The following is a 15,958-nucleotide window of genomic DNA, read 5'->3' as shown; positions in this document are numbered from 1 at the left end:
GGAATAAGTAATAATGTCTTTCTTACAGGCGATTTTTATAGCAATTTTACAGGGCGCAACAGAGCTCTTTCCCGTGAGCAGCCTTGGCCATGCCGTCATTCTTCCTGCCTTACTGCACTGGTCTTATGATCTGCACGATATTTCTTTCCTGCCGTTCCTCGTTATGTTGCATCTTGGCACGTCAATTGCACTTCTTATTTTTTTCTGGAGTGACTGGATGGCCTTGTTCAGGGGGACGCTTGGCCTGGAAGGCAGGCAAATTCAGCGCGAGAGTGTTCATATTCTTCTCCTTCTGGTCATTGCGACAATTCCCGCAGTTATTATCGGCGCTTTATTTGAGCACGTCCTGCGCCAGTTTTTTGGTTCGGCATCTTCTGCCGCGATCTTTTTGATCTTGAATGGGCTGATGCTCCTGATTGCTGAAAAATTGCGGGGGCTTGGAGGTCGATACGGCGTTCGTACTGTTGCGGATATGACTGTCCGTGATGCCCTGGTGATAGGGCTGTTTCAGTGTATTGCATTTTTCCCCGGCTTTTCGCGCTCAGGGGCTACTATATGCGGTGGTCTTATTCAGGGGCTGCGTCATGATACAGCGGCACGCTTTGCCTTTTTAATGGCCGAACCGGTGATTCTGGCCGCAACGGCTAAAGAAGGCCTGAAGATGCGTTCGCTCCACCTTGATGTTTCTCAGCTCTCAGTCGCTTTTTTTGCCGCTCTGGTCGCCGGCTGTGTGGCGCTTCTGAGCACAGCGTTTCTGATGCGCTATTTTCAGAATCACGACAAATGGGCACTTTCACCTTTTGCTTATTACTGCATCTGTGCGGGTATCCTTTCGAGCGTTCTTTTACATTTCTCAATCTGACAGTGCTGATACCTGTTTCGGAGGGGTATATAAATTTTCATGGGAGACATATCAGTAAAGCAGAGGAACCCGCGGCGTAAATCTCTTGAAAGAATAGAAAAAGAGAACAAAACACAGCGCCTGTCGCGCTCGCTGGGGGCATTGCAGCTGACAATGCTGGGAGTGGGCTCCACCGTCGGAGCCGGTATTTATGTGATGACCGGTACGGCTGCCGCAAATTATGCAGGGCCGTCCATTTTACTTTCTTTTATTGTCGCCGGGCTGGCCTGCCTGTTTACAGCTTTATCTTATGGTGAGCTGGCTTCTGCCATGCCGGTCTCAGGTTCAGCTTATACATATGCTTATGTTTCGATGGGGGAGGCCTGCGCCTGGGGTGTGGGCTGGCTTCTTTTGCTTGAATATGGTGTTTCCTGTGCCGGGGTCGCTGCCGGTTTTTCGGGATATGCTGTCAGCCTGCTGCAGGATTTTGGCATTGTTATTCCCCATCAGGTGAGTGCTACGACGTTCCAGGTTTCTCTTGAGGGTATTCTGAGCTCAGGAATGCAGGCTGACCTGGTTGGCGCTTTTTCTGTCGTGGTTGTGACCTGCTTTCTGATTTTAGGAGTGCAGGAATCTTTAAGGGTCAATACTGCGATTGTCTTTCTTAAGGTCGGTGTTCTGGTCGTTTTTGTTGTGCTGGGGCTTCGGGCAGTTCATCCTTCTTACTGGGTTCCTTTTATCCCTCCCCATGAAGGGGGGTTTCGTTATGGTGTGCCTGGTATTTTCAGGGCAGCATCGATTATTTTCTTTGCCTATGTTGGCTTTGAGGCTGTTTCAACAGCATCAGCAGAGGCACGTAACCCACGTAAAGATGTGCCGGCAGGTATTGTTGGTTCATTGCTGATCTGTACACTGATTTATATTGTGGTGGCGGCCGTATTAATTGGTGTTGTACCATGGAAAACACTGAATGTGGCTGACCCGCTGGCTATTGCAGTCAATGCGATGCATCAGCCCTGGCTTGCGTTTTTTGTAAAAATTGGCGCGGTTATAGGTCTTTGTTCGGTGCTGCTTGGGCTGCTTTATGCGCAAAGTCGCGTCTTTTTTGCGATGGCTGAAGACGGTTTGCTTATGCCATTATTTAGTGCGCTGCACCCCAGATTTAAAACGCCATGGCTCGGCACGATTGTGCTCGGTGTTATAACAGCCGTGGCAACAGCAGTTTTGCCAATTGATATCATCAGTGACCTTGTCAGCCTGGGTACAGCGACAGCATTTGGTATTGTCTGCTTCACCGTTATATGGGTGCGCAATACTGCACCAGATACACCACGGGTATTTTCAGTGCCTGGAGGAGGTATGACGATCAGAGGGGTATGGATAGGCTACGTGCCGGTGATGGGGATGGTGCTGTGTGTTGTTATGACAGCACCTTTGTTTATCGACATGGTGGCCGCGTCTTTTTCCGGTAATCCGGTGCCTGTGTTCCTGCTGTTTGTATATCTCACCCTGGGGTGGGCCAGTTATTATTTTTATGGCCGCAAACATTCCCGCATCGGGCGGGAATGTGATGAGTGAGGCTGAATATCAGTCATTCAGAGGGTAGGAGGCAATCAGGTCTCTTTGCCTGAACCATAATCTGAATCCATAGAAAAGAGGGCAGGGTTTCCAGCCTTCTTTTCGTTTTTTGGCTCCGATAAGAAAAGCCTCGTGATAATGGTGAAATTGTGTGGCGTAGGCTTCCCTCAGGGTCGTTTTTGAATCCCATATATGCGTTGCTTCTGAACCAATGCCGTTAATTTCGATAATTTCGAAATTTTTGCCTTCGCGGAGGGATTCAACACTATCAAATTTCACATCGACTCTTCCAAAATGGAAGTCGGGAATATCTTTCATAATTTCATCAAGCCGGCGGGTAAGAGCTGGTGTGATATCGTCTTTGCCATTACGAAAAATACTGCCTTTGCAATGATTTCCCGCAAATACCAGGTCAAGTGTCTGACCTTCTGGCAAAACCTCTTCAAGCCGGTCTTTCAGGCGAGGGGTATAAACATCAAGCAGAAGACTTGCGCGAGGGTCCTGTCTGAGAAGGGAGAGTATGGTGTCACGGCCATTGCCTGTGAGTGTTGGGATATCTTTGTATGTAAGCGAAGAAATAATGCCATTGGGGCGGTCGGGGTGTCGAATATAAAAAAGACCGGCCTCGTGCCTGTATGGGATAAGCTTCTGGATAACGAGTTTAACGCCTCTTGGAAACGCAGCAAGAATATCTGCCAGCTCTTCATATGTCCTGATGAGTTTGACGCCACTGCCATTGCAGCCAATATCAGGTTTAACAACAGCCGGAAGAGTCAGGCCCTTTTTCTTCATACTTTCGAGGGCGCGTTCATAGTCTTTTGTGCTTGTTGTGACTGTGACGTAGGGGGCTATCCATTGTGAGGCGACAGAGCCGGCAAGATCAAGGATACCACTTTTACTTTCACCGCACAGCCCGCCGGTTTCAATGCGTGGATTAGCCGCTGTTGGCAGGCATAAATCGCCATAACGAAGACCCAGCAGGATATAGTAAGTCACGACAGGGATATAAAACAGCCAGTCAGGCATTGTTTCAAAGCTGGATAAAGGATGGCCGGAATTACCCTGGAGTGAAGGGGAGTGAGAAGTCATTTTTTCTGCTTTTGAATACGTGTGGCCAGATGCCCCATCAGGATAATAATCAGTACGAAGCCAGCAATGCCTGCCCATCGCCATTGTCCAAGGTGCGTTAGCAGCAGGTTGCCTATGTGCAGAGATAAGGCAAAGAGAGCTGAAGTCCAGATCAGGGTTGCGAGAAAGGTTGCAAGAGTAAAGACTTTCAGGCCTGCATTGAAAAAACCACAGGCGGTATAAAGTGGCAGGCGTGTGCCCGGTATAAAGCGACTGACAAAAACAACTCTGAACAGGTTATTGGTCAGCCATTTTTTTTGCATGGCCCGGTCGGGGGTTTCCACCCACCTTCTGGCAGGCGGCCAGCGTGCTGCCAGATACCCCATGCCGTATAACCCGATATCTCCTGTGACGATACCAATATAAAGGGCAATGAGGGCTTCACCTGCTCCCAGTGTGTGCAAATTGACCTGTATTGCCGTTATGACAGTGGCTGCATCCTCGAGAATAAAAGTGGCAAGTATGACAATGAGGATCTGAATAATGGGAGAATGCGCAGAGGAGGTCAGAAAATTCTCAAGGGAGTGTATCATATAACTATCGAAAAAGAGCTTTGTCAGATTTGAGAAAGATAAATATCGTCGGACATCAGCTTGTTATAGTAAGAGATCTGTATAAAAAATATTTACTTTTATAGTGAAGAAGAAGGAACATAAAAACCTCGCCGCGCTGAACCGGATCAGCTGATTTTTTTAATTTTGCTGAATAACCACATAAAACTAAAGTAAGCCAATGATGAATATCAAAAAAAGGCAATTTGTTTGCGGGGTCGCTTCATTGCTGGCGCTTCCGACTGGTGCGTATGCAGCATCAGCGCATACTATGAGCGATTATACTGTTGATGCTGCGGAGCGGCGTCGTTATGCCCGCTTTCTGAGTGTGGTAAGAGGTGAAGCCATCAGGCAGGGGATGTCTGCTTCTGTGGTTGATGCCGCTCTGGCGGTTACGCCCGCGCCCAATGCAAAAGTGCTCAAAGCTGACAGGCACCAGCCGGAATTTACGCTGACCTGGGCTCAGTATAAAGAGCGTGTTCTTACAGATAAAAAAATTCTTGATGGGCAGTCCGCGGTGGCGCAGCGCAAGTCTCTTTTTTCTCAGGTGAGTTCGCTTTACAAAGTCAGCACAGGTGCGATTGCCGGTATATGGGGGCTGGAATCAGCATATGGTAAAAAAACAGGCACCTATCATGTGATTGATGCGCTTGCGACTCTGGCATTTGACGGGCGTCGTTCCTCTTTTTTTCGTGCCGAGCTGTTTAAGGCGCTGCAAATTCTTAACCAGGGTGACATAACACCTTCTGCCATGCTGGGCAGCTATGCGGGAGCTATGGGGCAGCCCCAGTTTATGCCCAGTGCCTATCAGCGTTATGCAGTGAGTTTTCCCGAAGGCGGGCGACGTAATATCTGGACGAATGAGGCCGATGTTTTTGCCTCAGTTGCGAATTACCTTGCTAAGTGCCACTGGCGCTATGGTGAGCCATGGGGAGAAGCAGTGCATACGCCGGAGACACTCGCGCAAAGCGAGACAGGCCGTACGATTGTTCGTCCTTCATCATACTGGGTCAGTAAGGGGGTGACGCCTGTACTGGGGGGCAGTTTTGCACGCCCTGACCTGCCTGGCGCTATTGTTCGCCCGGATGGGCCAGGTGGTGAGGCTTTTATCGTCTATGCAAATTTTAACGTTATCAGACGTTACAATCCCTCTGATTTTTACGCATTAGCTGTTGGTCTGCTGGGGGATGCCATAGCGTGAAAAAACAACTGATTTTGTCTGGTGCCTGTTTGTTGCTGTTCGGGTGCGATACGTCGCACCAGTCAGGGCCGGCACCACAGCCCTCTCTCCATTATGTGGTTGGTTCTGCGTGGTATGCTGAAAACCGGTGGTTTTATCCGCGCGAGACATTTTCATATGCTGAGACCGGCCTTGCCGTCGTGCAACCAAAAGTAAAGAGGGCGACGCCTTTAACCGCTGACGGAGAGGTCAGAAGTGATCTGACCATGACAGCTGCGCATCAGACTTTGCAGCTGCCGGCGATTGTGACTGTGACTAATCTGGAAAATGGCCGCCAGGCAGTCGTTCGCCTTAATGATCGCGGGCCAGACCAGGCTGGTCGCCTTCTTGCCGTAACACCCAGAGTCGCATCAGTGCTCGGTATAGGGCATGAGCCGGTGAGAGTGCGTATTGTTGAAAATGAAACTGCCAGCCGTGAACTTGCTGGTCAGCTTCCGGGTGGTCCCGCACTTCAGATCGCGGCTATCCCTGTCAAAGAAGTGTTGCAGAATGCCCTGGATAGCAGCGAAGCCCCGCATGCTGTCGGGGCAGTTTCTCACACGGCGGCTGTGAACCCTGAAAGCAGACCGTTAACGTCGTTGCCGGATTTGCCCGCTGTGTGGCAGGAGGGAGCACCCGCACCGGCGTCAGACTTGTGGGTTGAGACGGCAAATTTCACATCACGTTACACGGCGCAGAGAGCTGCAGCCGGGCAGGGAGCGCTGGTGGTGCCAACAATTACGCCTCAGGGGCAAATGTGGTCTGTCCGACTAGGCCCTTTTTCGACTATACATGAGGCTGATGCAGCGTTGAGAGGTTCTCTTGCCGCTGGTCAGACCGGATCTCATATTGTTGTTGAATAGGATACAGCGTGCATACTCGGCGGTTTCTTCTTGCAGGAGGGGTAGCTCTTGCTGGCAGTGGCTACTCATTGGCAGCACAGGCTCGTAAAGGGCATGCTCCATCTTTAAAAAAGAATCATGCTGCTGAAGCATCGGCTGCAGATGTTTCGACAGGTGCCGCGATTACACCGGTTGGTCCGGTTGATACGGTTGCTCGCTGGGCCTGCATTCTTGATTATGACAGCGGTTCTGTTCTGCTTGAAAAAGCAGCTGATGAGCGCATGCCGCCATCTTCTCTGACAAAAATGATGACGGCTTACATCACTTTCGAAATGCTGCGTTCAGGGCGCCTTAAGCTCGATCAGTCTCTGCCGGTCAGTGAAAGGGCCTGGCGTATGCAGGGGTCACGTATGTTCGTGCCTCTTGGTGCGTCTGTTCCTGTTCAGGATCTGATTCAGGGGATGGTTATTCAGTCAGGCAATGATGCCTGTATCGTGGTGGCGGAGGGCATTTCCGGCTCTGAAGAACAGTTTGTCGCTCTGATGAATGCAACAGCTGAAAAGCTGGGGCTGAAAAATTCGCACTTTATGAATGCAACGGGCTGGCCTGCTGAAGGGCATTATATGTCAGCGCGGGATGTCGCTTATCTGGCAGTGCGCCTGATCCATGATTTTCCGGAATATTATCATTTCTTCTCAGAAAAAGAGTTCTTCTTTAACAAGATACGTCAGGAAAATCGTAATACCCTCGTCGTTAAAGGCTTGGCTGATGGCCTGAAAACCGGCCACACAGATGCCGGTGGTTTTGGTCTGTGTGCGTCATCGCTGCGTGATGGTCGTCGGGTTGTGATGGCACTTAACGGTATGCCAACATCATCTGCCCGCGCCCGCGAGGGTGAGCGTTTGCTTGGGTGGTCTTTTGCAAATTTCGAGACAGCGAGAATTCTTGAGCATGGCACTGTGGTGACCCAGGCTCCTGTCTGGATGGGGCATGAAAAAACAGTCCCGCTTATGGTTGCTCAGGATGTCTCTCTGCTGCTGCCTCATGGCTGGCGTAATGATACCCATGTGTCGTTCGATTATCAGTCTCCTTTGCCAGCACCTCTGGTGCAGGGGCAGGCTGTGGGAACAGTCACTATGGCTCTCTCCGGTAACCGTCAGATGACCGTGCCGCTTATTGTCGGACAAAGCGTACAAGCTCTTGGTGTCTTTGGACGTGCTGCCCGCCGGATGCATCTTTAAGATATGACGAAGGGACTTTTCATTACACTGGAGGGTGGTGAGGGCGTTGGTAAGTCAACGCAGCTTGCCCTCCTTGAGCGCGCTTTGCAGGCTCGTGGGCTGGATATACTGGTAACGCGTGAACCAGGAGGCTCACCAGTCGCTGAGGATTTACGTAATCTTTTGCTGTTTGGTCAGCACAGCTTTTCGCGCCGCTCTGAAATTCTTACACATTTTGCCGCACGCTTTGATCATGTTGATCAGGTTATAGAACCGGCTCTTGCTGCAGGTAAGCTGGTGGTGTGTGACAGGTTTACTGACTCAACTCTGGCTTATCAGGCCTATGGCCGCGCTGAGGGTGAAGTAGGAACGTTGTCTCTGATTAATAACCTGCAAAAGCAGCTGGGTCGTCAGCCTGATATGACGTTTCTGCTTGAAGTGTCGCGTGATACGGCACGTAGGCGGCTTGCAGCGCGAGGTAAGCCTACGGATCGTTATGAAAAGTCCGATGAGGACTTTCATATTCGTGTGGCGGAGGGCTTTCGCACGATAGCGGAACAAAATAAGAACAGGGTTATTGTCCTGAGTACAGAGCATATGCCGGCCGAAAAAGTAAATGCTGTAATCGTCGAACATATTTTATCAAGATTGCCGTAGAATGACGTCACCCGGAGAAGATCCCCGTTTGTCCTCCCTGCATTTACAGGGGCATCAGTCGGCGATTCAGCTTTTCACAGAGGCTAAGCGTTCAGGGCGTATGCCGCATGCCTGGCTGCTGACTGGCCCTCCGGGCATTGGTAAGGCAACTCTGGCATTTCATCTGGCCCGGATGGTGCTGGGAGGGGAAAGCGCTGAAAGCCCTGCCGGTCGTCGCATCTCTGCGGCAACACATGCTGATTTGCTTGTTATCAGTCGTAGTTATGACGAAAAACGCCAGCGTTACCGTGGTGAAATTGTTATGGACGAGGTGCGTCCGGTTAATGATTTCCTTCATCGCACTGCGGCGGAGGGCGGCTGGCGTGTCGTGATTGTTGATGGTGCCGAGTGGATGAACCGTAACGCTGCCAATGCGTTACTGAAAATTCTTGAGGAGCCACCTCCGTCTGCACTGTTGTTGCTGACATCTTCCTCACCAGGGCGGTTGCTGCCAACAATACGAAGCCGTTGCCAGCGTATTGATCTTAAACCTTTGTCCTCTTCCGAGCTGGCAGCCGTGATCGCGCGTGAGGCGCCGGGCACAGCACCGGCTGAGCTTGAACGGGCTTTATCTGCAGCGCAGGGCTCTCCCGGGCGGGTGTTTGATCTTCTGGCTGATGAAGGCGGGCAGATGGCGGGTCTGGTGCAGCAGGCCCTTAACGGTGTTTCAGTAAGTGATGCATACATAGTGGCTGAAACAGTTTTGAAAAAAGAGAATGGTTTTAATTTATTTTTCAGTCTGTTATCAAATGCCCTGCAGGAACAGGCCCGTTCTTCAGCCAGGCAGGGACTGACAAAGTCAGTCTTTTTCGCTAAGGCGTGGGAGAATGTTATGCGTCTTCAGAATGAGACCGACCATTTTAATCTTGATAAACAGGAAGCGCTTCTCGAAGCGATGATGATTGCGGGTAAAGTATGACCAGTCGTTTTTACGTCACAACGCCGATTTATTATGTTAACGGAGCCCCCCATATCGGGCACGCTTATACATCGGTTGCGGCAGATGTTCTCGCACGTTTTCATCGTTTGTCCGGGCATGAGGTTTTCTTTCTGACCGGAACAGATGAACATGGCCAGAAAGTTGAACAGGCCGCGCAGAATGCTGGCATAGCACCACAGCTTTTTACTGATCGTATTTCTGCAGATTTTCGCGATATGGCTGATGTAATGGCTATTTCGTACGACGATTTTATTCGCACGACCGAGCCGCGCCATATAAAAAGTGCTCAGGCTTTGTGGCAGAAAGTGGCTGAAAATGGTGCCATTTACTCTGGTGCTTATGAGGGCTGGTACGCGCTGCGTGATGAGTGCTTTTATGGTGAGGATGAGCTTGTTACCGGTGCAGATGGTGTAAAAACAGCTCCTACCGGCGCCCCGGTTGAGTGGGTTAAGGAGCCGTCTTACTTCTTTAAACTGTCAGAATATCAGGACAGACTGCTTGAGCTGTATGAGAAAAATCCTGAATTTTTAGGGCCAAACAGCACACGTCGTGAGATTATCAGCTTTGTAAAACAGGGGCTGCGCGATCTTTCTATCAGCCGTACAAGCTTTAAATGGGGTGTCCCTGTACCAGGTGACGAAGACCATGTGATGTATGTCTGGTTCGACGCACTGGCAAATTACCTGAGCGCGCTTGATTATCCTGATATGTCAGCAGAAAAAGCCGCTTTCTGGCCGGCCAGTCTGCACCTTGTTGGCAAAGATATTGCTCGTTTTCATGCCGTTTACTGGCCTGCATTCCTGATGGCTGCTGGTATTGAGCTGCCTGAGAAGATTTTTGCAAATGGCTGGTGGACTGTTGAAGGCCAGAAGATGAGCAAGTCACTGGGTAATGTTGTTGACCCACGTGAACTTGTAAAAGAATTCGGGCTCGACAGCGTCAGGTTTTTTCTGCTGCGTGAAGTCCCTTTTGGCGGCGACAGCGATCTGTCACGTAAATCAATGATTATGAGAAATAACATTGAGCTGGCGAACGATTTGGGCAACCTGTGTCAGCGCACGCTCTCTCTCGTTGCCCGTAACTGTGGCGGTGTCGTGCCTGAGCGCAGGGTACTGACGGATGAGGATAAGCAGCTTCTTGGTCAGGCTTCTCTTCTGCCGCAGCTTCTGAGTGATCGCATGGCAGCCTGTGCTCTGACTGATGCTCTTGAAGATGTGTGGAAAGTCATTCGTGCAGGTAATGCCTATATCGACCATCAGGCACCCTGGGCACTCCGTAAAACAGATGAGGAGCGTATGAAAGACGTTCTTCGTGTGCTGCTTGATACGCTGCGCAGTATCGCAACAGTGCTTCAGCCCTTTATGCCTCAGAGCATGGAGAAAATGCTGGTGCAGCTGGGTGTTAATGAAGATGAGAGAAGCTTTGCTGCTCTTGAGGTTCTGCTGCCGGCTGGTCGTAGTCTGCCAGCGCCTCAGGGTATTTTCCCCCGTTATGTCGAACAGGAAGCTGGCTGAGTTATGACCGGTCTGATTGATTCTCACTGTCATCTTGATCATTTTAAAGATGAAGAAATACCGGGGCTGCTTGCCGCAGCTCAGGCCGCAGGTGTCAGCGGTATGGTCACGATAGGGACCTATCTGTCACGTGCGGCTCAGCAAAAATCTCTGACACGTTTTTCAACGCCAGATGTGCGTATATGGTGCACAGTTGGTACACACCCTGATTCCGTCGGGGAAGAAACTCTGCCTGAGGTTGAAGATATCGTTCAGATCGCCAGCGCACCGGAAGTTATCGGTATTGGCGAAAGCGGGCTCGATTATTTTCACGGTGAAGAAGCGGTCAGACCTTTGCAGCAGGAGAGTTTCAGGCGGCATATTGGCGCTGCCCGTGAACTTGGTCTTCCGCTCGTTATTCATGCCCGGCAGGCTGATGACGATATTGCGCATATTCTGCGCGAAGAGACGGAGCGGGGTGCTTTCCCGATGTTGCTGCATTGTTTTGCATCAGGGGCAGATCTGGCCAGGTGTGTGGTTGATCTTGGTGGTTACGTCAGTTTTTCTGGTATTTCGACTTTCCCGAAATGTGGCGAATTTCGCGATGTAGCCCGCTCTTTGCCACGGGAGAGGGTGCTGGTTGAGACAGATTCACCTTATCTTGCGCCTGTTCCTAAACGTGGCAAACGAAATGAGCCTGCTTTTGTTGCGCATACAGCGGCTTGCCTTGCCCGTGAGTTTGGGCAAAGCGAAGAGGATTTTGCCCGCATGACGACTGAGAATTTTTTCAGGCTGTTCCGAAAAGCAGCATAACAGGGCAGGTGGTTCAGAGATGAAAGTCACCATTCTTGGGTGCGGCGGGTCAGCCGGTGTGCCAATGATAGGCGGAGATGACGGCTCAGGCATATGGGGATGTTGCGATCCGTCTGAACCCCGTAACAGGCGTACGCGCGCTTCCATTTTCCTTGAGATGGATAATGGCGAAAATATTCTGATTGATACCGGGCCTGATCTTCGTCATCAGCTTCTGTCAAACGGTATCAGTGCCTTTCGCTGGTTATTTTTCACGCACGCCCATGCTGATCATGTGGCTGGTCTTGATGATGTGCGTGGGATAAACAGAGTTATAAAAGAGCCGATCAAAGCGTTTGCCCGCCGTGAAACACTCGATGATATCCGGAATAAGTTTGGCTATGTGTTTCAGCCCTGGACACCGCCCTCATTTTTTCGGGCTGTTGTTGAAGCAAATTGTTTGCCAGATTACGGTCATTTTAACATGGCAGGCTATCGTTTTACGATTTTCGGGCAAATACACGGCAAGGTAAGTTCCGCTGGCCTTCGCTGCGGCCGTTTTGCCTATAGTACCGATGTTGTTGAGTTAAGTGATCAGGCTCTGGAGGCTCTTGCCGGAGTGGAAACCTGGGTCGTTGGCTGTTTTCAGCGCGAGCCACATGTTGCTCATGCCTGGCTTGAGCGTATTGTCGAGTGGCAGGCAATTATAAAACCACAGCGTATTATTCTTACGCATATGGGGCCTGATATGGACTGGCAGTGGATGGAGAAAAATCTGCCATCTGGGATTGAGGCGGCCTGGGATGGTATGAAGCTCAGTCTTCCACAGGCAGAGCGTGACATGGAAGAGATCTGATTTCTCCTCCACGCACGTTTTCTGAGTATTTATAAAAGTCAGCGGCTCATAAGCACTGTGATGTCGGCATGCTCCAGGACATGGCGTGTTACACCGCCAAGGATAAGCTGCCTGAGCCTGGAGTGGGAGTAAGCACCCATGACCAGCATATCAGCATCAAAGTCTTTACAGGCCGCGAGCAGCCCTTTGCCAACATCTTTATTAACAGGTGCAAATGTTACAGTGTCAGCTCTGATATCGTGGAATGACAGATAGTCTATAACATCTGCAACGTCAGGCCCTTTGCGCTGATAGTCATCGCAGTAGAGGACACGCACGGCGTCAGCACCAACAGCCCAGGCCAGAGCCGCGCGGAGTGCTGATGAGGCCTCCGCTGTGCCATTCCATGCGATACAGACACGTTTGATAAGGCCGGTCGTCGGCGTTTGTGGTGCGATAACAACCGGGCGGCCACTGTCAAACAGCACTGAATGAAGGGTTTCTGAAGAAGACACTTCTTCGCCAGACTGAGGATGAGGCACCAGTGTGAAGTCAGAGAGGCGTGCGTGATAGGGTATAATTTCTGCCGGGTTGCCCGTTAGCGTACAAAAGCTGATGCTTGCTTTATCAGCCGGGAATGGCGAATGCGGGGGCACAACTTCGATATCTTTATGTTCGGCAACAAACCTGACAAACAGATGATGGACGTCGTGTGCGGTTCGCGCACTCTCATGTTCAGCTGAGCGCATCAGCTCCTCAACCATAGCACCAGACAGACCTTCACCGGCCAGGGGAGCTATGTCTCTTCCATCAGATCTGATGTGCAAAACAGCAAGATGAGCATGAAAGCGCCGCGCAAAATTATAGCCGCGTATCAGCGCGGCTTCTGCGTTGGAGGTACTGGGTAAAGGAAGTAAAATCTTTCTTACATCTTTCATTAGCGTAACACTCCTTAACTCTGTTTTGGCTGTTATATCACAATCAGGGATAAAGTCTTGTCGCGCTCCAGGTGTTCGCTTCAGGTGTCCAGCGGGCTCTGTCATGTAATCTGTAGGGACGCTCCTGCCAGAACTCAAAGGCTAAAGGCTTCACTCTGTAACCTGACCAGTTGGCAGGACGAGGCACCTGCTGTCCTTCGTAGCGCTCTTCAGCCTCCTGAATGCGTTTTTTAAAGATTTCACGGTTTTCAAGCGGGCGTGACTGGTCTGAGGCAACGGCTCCCAGCCTTGACATTCTGCTGCGGCTGGCAAAATAGAGATCTGCCTCCTGCTCCGAAACAGGGGAGACAGCGCCTTCAATTCTGATTTGCCGGCGAAGGCTTTTCCAGTGGAACAGCAGGGAAACAAAAGGGTTTTCTGCCAGTTCAAGGCCCTTGCGGCTTTCTTTGTTCGTGTAGAACACAAAACCGTTTCGGTCGACACCCTTGAGGAGAACAACCCGAAGGGAAGGGAGACCATCGGGTGTGCTGGTCGCCAGAACCATAGCATTAGCATCTGATGGTTCACTGACCTCTGCTTCTTCCATCCAGTCAGTAAATAAATCGAAGGGGTCAGACTTCAGGTCAAGAAGCGTCTGAGTGTTTTCTGTATTTTGAGAATAATCGCCCATATGTCGCTCTTTTATCTCTCAGGGTATCGCTCGTCAGACACAGTGCCTTAGTTTTCACTTTGTCAACCGGGAGAATACACTTGCTTTTAGTTTTCGGGAAAGGCAAATCAGTGGGTGTTGGGGTATGGCAGATGCCTCCGGCTTTAAATGACCCCGTATTTTTAAATAACCCAATATTTTTAATTGAGGAATAGAGCATGACAACAGAGCACGCGACAGCCTGTACAACACAGGGCACACTGATGCAGGGCAAAAAAGGTCTTATTATGGGCGTAGCTAACGACCATTCTATCGCCTGGGCTATTGCTCGTGCTGTAGCGGCTCAGGGTGGTGAGCTTGCTTTTACATATCAGGGTGAGGCGTTAGGTAAGCGTCTGCGCCCTCTGGCTGAAAGTGTTGGTTCTCAGCTGGTTCTTCCCTGCGATGTATCAGATGAAGCGGCTATTGATGCCGTGTTTGAACGTCTGGAAAAAGAATGGGGAGAGCTCGATTTCGTTGTGCATGCTATCGGCTGGGCTGATAAAAAATATTTGCGCGGCCGTTATGTTGATACACCAAGAGAAGCTTTCCTGACGGCAATGGATATTTCATGCTTTTCTTTCACAGCTGTTGCGCAGCGTGCTTCAAGGCTGATGAAAAAAGGCGGCTCACTTTTAACGCTGAGTTATCTTGGCGCAGAACGGGTAATGCCACATTATAATGTGATGGGTGTTGCCAAAGCAGCTCTTGAGGCGTCAGTACGTTATATGGCAGCCGATCTTGGGGCTGATGGCATTCGTGTTAATGCTGTCTCGGCAGGTCCGATCAAAACCCTTGCCGCGAGTGGTATTGGCGATTTCCGCTACATTCTTAAGTGGAACCAGCATAATTCACCGCTTGAGCGTAATGTTTCTCTTGACGATGTCGGTGGGGCAGGCCTTTACATGTTGTCTGATCTTTCCGCCGGTGTGACAGGGGAGGTTCATCATGTCGATTGTGGGTATCACATCGTTGGTATGAAAAACCCTTCAGCTCCGGATATTTCCATCGAATAAGAGGAACGTGGTGTCTCATAATACTTTTGGGCATTTATTTCGTGTAACGACCTGGGGGGAAAGTCACGGGCCGGCTATTGGCTGTGTTGTCGATGGGTCTCCGCCTGGTCTTGTTTTATCAGAGGCTGATATTCAGCCTTTTCTGGACCGCAGAAAACCAGGCACATCTTCTTTTACGACACAGCGTAAGGAGCCCGATGCTGTCAGGATTCTTTCTGGTGTTTTTGAGGGGAAGACGACAGGCACACCTGTTTCTCTTCTGATTGAAAACACAGATCAGCGTTCACGAGATTATGGTGACATCGCACAGACATACAGGCCAGGTCATGCTGATCTGACCTATGACCTTAAATACGGCATTCGTGATTATCGGGGGGGTGGCCGCTCTTCTGCACGTGAGACGGCAATGCGCGTCGCTGCCGGCGCTGTTGCGAGACGCATTCTGGGTGAGCAGGTCAGAATACGTGCAGCCCTGATACAGCTTGGCCCGCACAAAATTGATCGCTCAGGGTGGGACTGGAGTGAGGTCAACAATAACCCCTTTTTCTCACCCGATGCCTCTGTCGTGCCTGCATGGGAAGAGTATCTGACCACCATCCGTAAAAATGGCCTGTCAGCCGGAGCCGTGATTGAGGTTGTGGCCGAGAACGTACCGGCCGGGTTAGGCGCGCCCATTTATGGCAAGCTGGATTCAGATCTGGCAGCGGCTTTTATGAGCATTAATGCTGTCAAAGGTGTTGAAATCGGTGATGGCTTTGCTTCTGCTGCCTTAACCGGAGTTGAAAACGCAGACCCGCTGTTTATGCGAGATGGTCAGATTGCGTTTGGTGCTAACCATGCAGGGGGTATTCTCGGTGGTATTTCTACCGGTCAGCCTGTGGTTGCACGTTTTGCAGTAAAACCAACCAGCTCGATGCTTACTCCTGTACCATCAGTCACGAGCGATGGTGTGGAGAAAGAAGTTATTACAAAAGGTCGTCATGACCCTTGTGTTGGCATTCGGGCGGTGCCTGTTGGTGAAGCTATGATGGCCTGTGTTCTCGCAGATCATCTTTTGCGTCACAGAGGCCAGACAGGCCGCTAAGCGCCCGTGCCAGGCCGGAGTATCATTGTGATACCCTGCCTGGCGCTATTTTCTAAATAAATTTTATAATTCATGCCACCTCTCGCAGAGATGAGAA

General features: G+C 50.6%; 16 protein-coding genes. 12 read left to right on the top strand and 4 right to left on the bottom strand.

Translation table 11 applies throughout. The annotated features are described in order from the left end of the window. The first annotated feature begins 13 nt into the window (after positions 1 to 13). Complete coding sequence (locus HK25_RS03920; protein WP_086554171.1) at positions 14 to 862, top strand: undecaprenyl-diphosphate phosphatase; 849 nt, start codon at positions 14 to 16, stop codon at positions 860 to 862. Between the two features lie 39 nt (positions 863 to 901). After that, positions 902 to 2,419 carry an amino acid permease gene (locus HK25_RS03915; protein WP_086635370.1) on the top strand — a complete coding sequence of 506 codons (1,518 nt, stop codon included), beginning with the start codon at positions 902 to 904 and terminating at the stop codon, positions 2,417 to 2,419. 9 nt (positions 2,420 to 2,428) lie between these two features. On the opposite strand, the gene HK25_RS03910 is transcribed toward HK25_RS03915, so the two are convergent. Next, the gene (locus HK25_RS03910) at positions 2,429 to 3,508 is read right to left on the bottom strand and encodes an ATP-grasp domain-containing protein (protein WP_086635369.1); all 1,080 of its coding nucleotides are present in this window, start codon (positions 3,506 to 3,508) and stop codon (positions 2,429 to 2,431) included. Beyond that, positions 3,505 to 4,080, bottom strand: coding sequence for a DedA family protein (locus HK25_RS03905; RefSeq protein ID WP_086635368.1), 576 nt, complete (start codon positions 4,078 to 4,080; stop codon positions 3,505 to 3,507). Before HK25_RS03905 ends, HK25_RS03910 begins: the two co-directional genes overlap by 4 nt. A 202-nt stretch (positions 4,081 to 4,282) precedes the next feature. Here HK25_RS03905 and HK25_RS03900 point away from each other — a divergent pair, with 202 nt between their 5' ends. The 8 genes from HK25_RS03900 to HK25_RS03865 are packed head-to-tail and all read left to right on the top strand — an operon-like array spanning position 4,283 to position 12,156. Continuing rightward, positions 4,283 to 5,299, top strand: coding sequence for a lytic transglycosylase domain-containing protein (locus tag HK25_RS03900; protein WP_369824728.1), 1,017 nt, complete (start codon positions 4,283 to 4,285; stop codon positions 5,297 to 5,299). Beyond that, complete coding sequence (locus HK25_RS03895; RefSeq protein ID WP_233127662.1) at positions 5,296 to 6,180, top strand: septal ring lytic transglycosylase RlpA family protein; 885 nt, start codon at positions 5,296 to 5,298, stop codon at positions 6,178 to 6,180. Before HK25_RS03900 ends, HK25_RS03895 begins: the two co-directional genes overlap by 4 nt. 8 nt (positions 6,181 to 6,188) lie before the next feature. Beyond that, on the top strand, positions 6,189 to 7,400 hold the full coding sequence (locus HK25_RS03890; protein ID WP_086635367.1) for a D-alanyl-D-alanine carboxypeptidase family protein: 1,212 nt from the start codon (positions 6,189 to 6,191) through the stop codon (positions 7,398 to 7,400). 3 nt (positions 7,401 to 7,403) lie between these two features. Beyond that, complete coding sequence (gene tmk / locus HK25_RS03885; protein ID WP_086635366.1) at positions 7,404 to 8,036, top strand: dTMP kinase; 633 nt, start codon at positions 7,404 to 7,406, stop codon at positions 8,034 to 8,036. Position 8,037: 1 nt separating this feature from the next. Continuing rightward, entirely contained in the window at positions 8,038 to 8,994 is a 957-nt protein-coding gene (locus HK25_RS03880; protein WP_086635365.1) for a DNA polymerase III subunit delta', read from the top strand. Beyond that, positions 8,991 to 10,529 (top strand): methionine--tRNA ligase, encoded by a 1,539-nt coding sequence (gene metG, locus HK25_RS03875; RefSeq protein WP_086554178.1) that lies wholly within the window; start codon positions 8,991 to 8,993, stop codon positions 10,527 to 10,529. Before HK25_RS03880 ends, metG begins: the two co-directional genes overlap by 4 nt. A 3-nt stretch (positions 10,530 to 10,532) precedes the next feature. Continuing rightward, a complete protein-coding gene (locus HK25_RS03870) occupies positions 10,533 to 11,321 on the top strand; it encodes a TatD family hydrolase (protein ID WP_086635364.1) in 789 nt (262 codons plus the stop codon). 19 nt (positions 11,322 to 11,340) lie between these two features. Then, the gene (locus tag HK25_RS03865; RefSeq protein WP_086635363.1) at positions 11,341 to 12,156 is read left to right on the top strand and encodes an MBL fold metallo-hydrolase; all 816 of its coding nucleotides are present in this window, start codon (positions 11,341 to 11,343) and stop codon (positions 12,154 to 12,156) included. A 38-nt stretch (positions 12,157 to 12,194) separates the two neighbouring features. Here the strand turns inward: HK25_RS03865 and HK25_RS03860 are convergent, their stop codons facing one another. Then, the gene (locus HK25_RS03860) at positions 12,195 to 13,073 is read right to left on the bottom strand and encodes a universal stress protein (protein WP_086635362.1); all 879 of its coding nucleotides are present in this window, start codon (positions 13,071 to 13,073) and stop codon (positions 12,195 to 12,197) included. A gap of 43 nt (positions 13,074 to 13,116) precedes the next feature. Next, complete coding sequence (pdxH, locus tag HK25_RS03855) at positions 13,117 to 13,743, bottom strand: pyridoxamine 5'-phosphate oxidase (RefSeq protein ID WP_086635361.1); 627 nt, start codon at positions 13,741 to 13,743, stop codon at positions 13,117 to 13,119. A gap of 197 nt (positions 13,744 to 13,940) precedes the next feature. On the opposite strand from pdxH, the gene fabI reads away from it, so the two are divergent. Both fabI and aroC read left to right on the top strand, forming a co-directional pair. Beyond that, positions 13,941 to 14,777: an enoyl-ACP reductase FabI gene (gene fabI, locus HK25_RS03850; protein WP_086554183.1), complete on the top strand. Its 837-nt coding sequence runs from the start codon at positions 13,941 to 13,943 to the stop codon at positions 14,775 to 14,777. A gap of 10 nt (positions 14,778 to 14,787) precedes the next feature. Next, positions 14,788 to 15,861, top strand: coding sequence for a chorismate synthase (gene aroC, locus HK25_RS03845; RefSeq protein ID WP_086635360.1), 1,074 nt, complete (start codon positions 14,788 to 14,790; stop codon positions 15,859 to 15,861). Positions 15,862 to 15,958: the final 97 nt, after the last annotated feature.

The sequence above is a fragment of the Acetobacter sp. DsW_059 genome (assembly GCF_002153695.1).
GTDB classification, from domain to species: Bacteria; Pseudomonadota; Alphaproteobacteria; order Acetobacterales; family Acetobacteraceae; genus Acetobacter; species Acetobacter thailandicus.
The sequence above is the reverse complement of the archived record's forward strand: the minus strand, read 5'-3'. Positions and strand labels throughout refer to the sequence as shown.

What these genes read in the sequence shown, in the direction of transcription:
- HK25_RS03860 (WP_086635362.1), bottom strand. Translation starts at nt 13,073, where the DNA reads ATGAAAGATGTAAGAAAGATTTTACTTCCTTTACCCAGTACCTCCAAC.
- pdxH (WP_086635361.1), bottom strand. Translation starts at nt 13,743, where the DNA reads ATGGGCGATTATTCTCAAAATACAGAAAACACTCAGACGCTTCTTGAC.
- HK25_RS03920 (WP_086554171.1), top strand. Translation starts at nt 14, where the DNA reads ATGTCTTTCTTACAGGCGATTTTTATAGCAATTTTACAGGGCGCAACA.
- HK25_RS03865 (WP_086635363.1), top strand. Translation starts at nt 11,341, where the DNA reads ATGAAAGTCACCATTCTTGGGTGCGGCGGGTCAGCCGGTGTGCCAATG.
- HK25_RS03900 (WP_369824728.1), top strand. Translation starts at nt 4,283, where the DNA reads ATGAATATCAAAAAAAGGCAATTTGTTTGCGGGGTCGCTTCATTGCTG.
- HK25_RS03905 (WP_086635368.1), bottom strand. Translation starts at nt 4,080, where the DNA reads ATGATACACTCCCTTGAGAATTTTCTGACCTCCTCTGCGCATTCTCCC.
- fabI (WP_086554183.1), top strand. Translation starts at nt 13,941, where the DNA reads ATGACAACAGAGCACGCGACAGCCTGTACAACACAGGGCACACTGATG.
- HK25_RS03915 (WP_086635370.1), top strand. Translation starts at nt 902, where the DNA reads ATGGGAGACATATCAGTAAAGCAGAGGAACCCGCGGCGTAAATCTCTT.
- HK25_RS03880 (WP_086635365.1), top strand. Translation starts at nt 8,038, where the DNA reads ATGACGTCACCCGGAGAAGATCCCCGTTTGTCCTCCCTGCATTTACAG.
- tmk (WP_086635366.1), top strand. Translation starts at nt 7,404, where the DNA reads ATGACGAAGGGACTTTTCATTACACTGGAGGGTGGTGAGGGCGTTGGT.
- HK25_RS03910 (WP_086635369.1), bottom strand. Translation starts at nt 3,508, where the DNA reads ATGACTTCTCACTCCCCTTCACTCCAGGGTAATTCCGGCCATCCTTTA.
- metG (WP_086554178.1), top strand. Translation starts at nt 8,991, where the DNA reads ATGACCAGTCGTTTTTACGTCACAACGCCGATTTATTATGTTAACGGA.
- HK25_RS03870 (WP_086635364.1), top strand. Translation starts at nt 10,533, where the DNA reads ATGACCGGTCTGATTGATTCTCACTGTCATCTTGATCATTTTAAAGAT.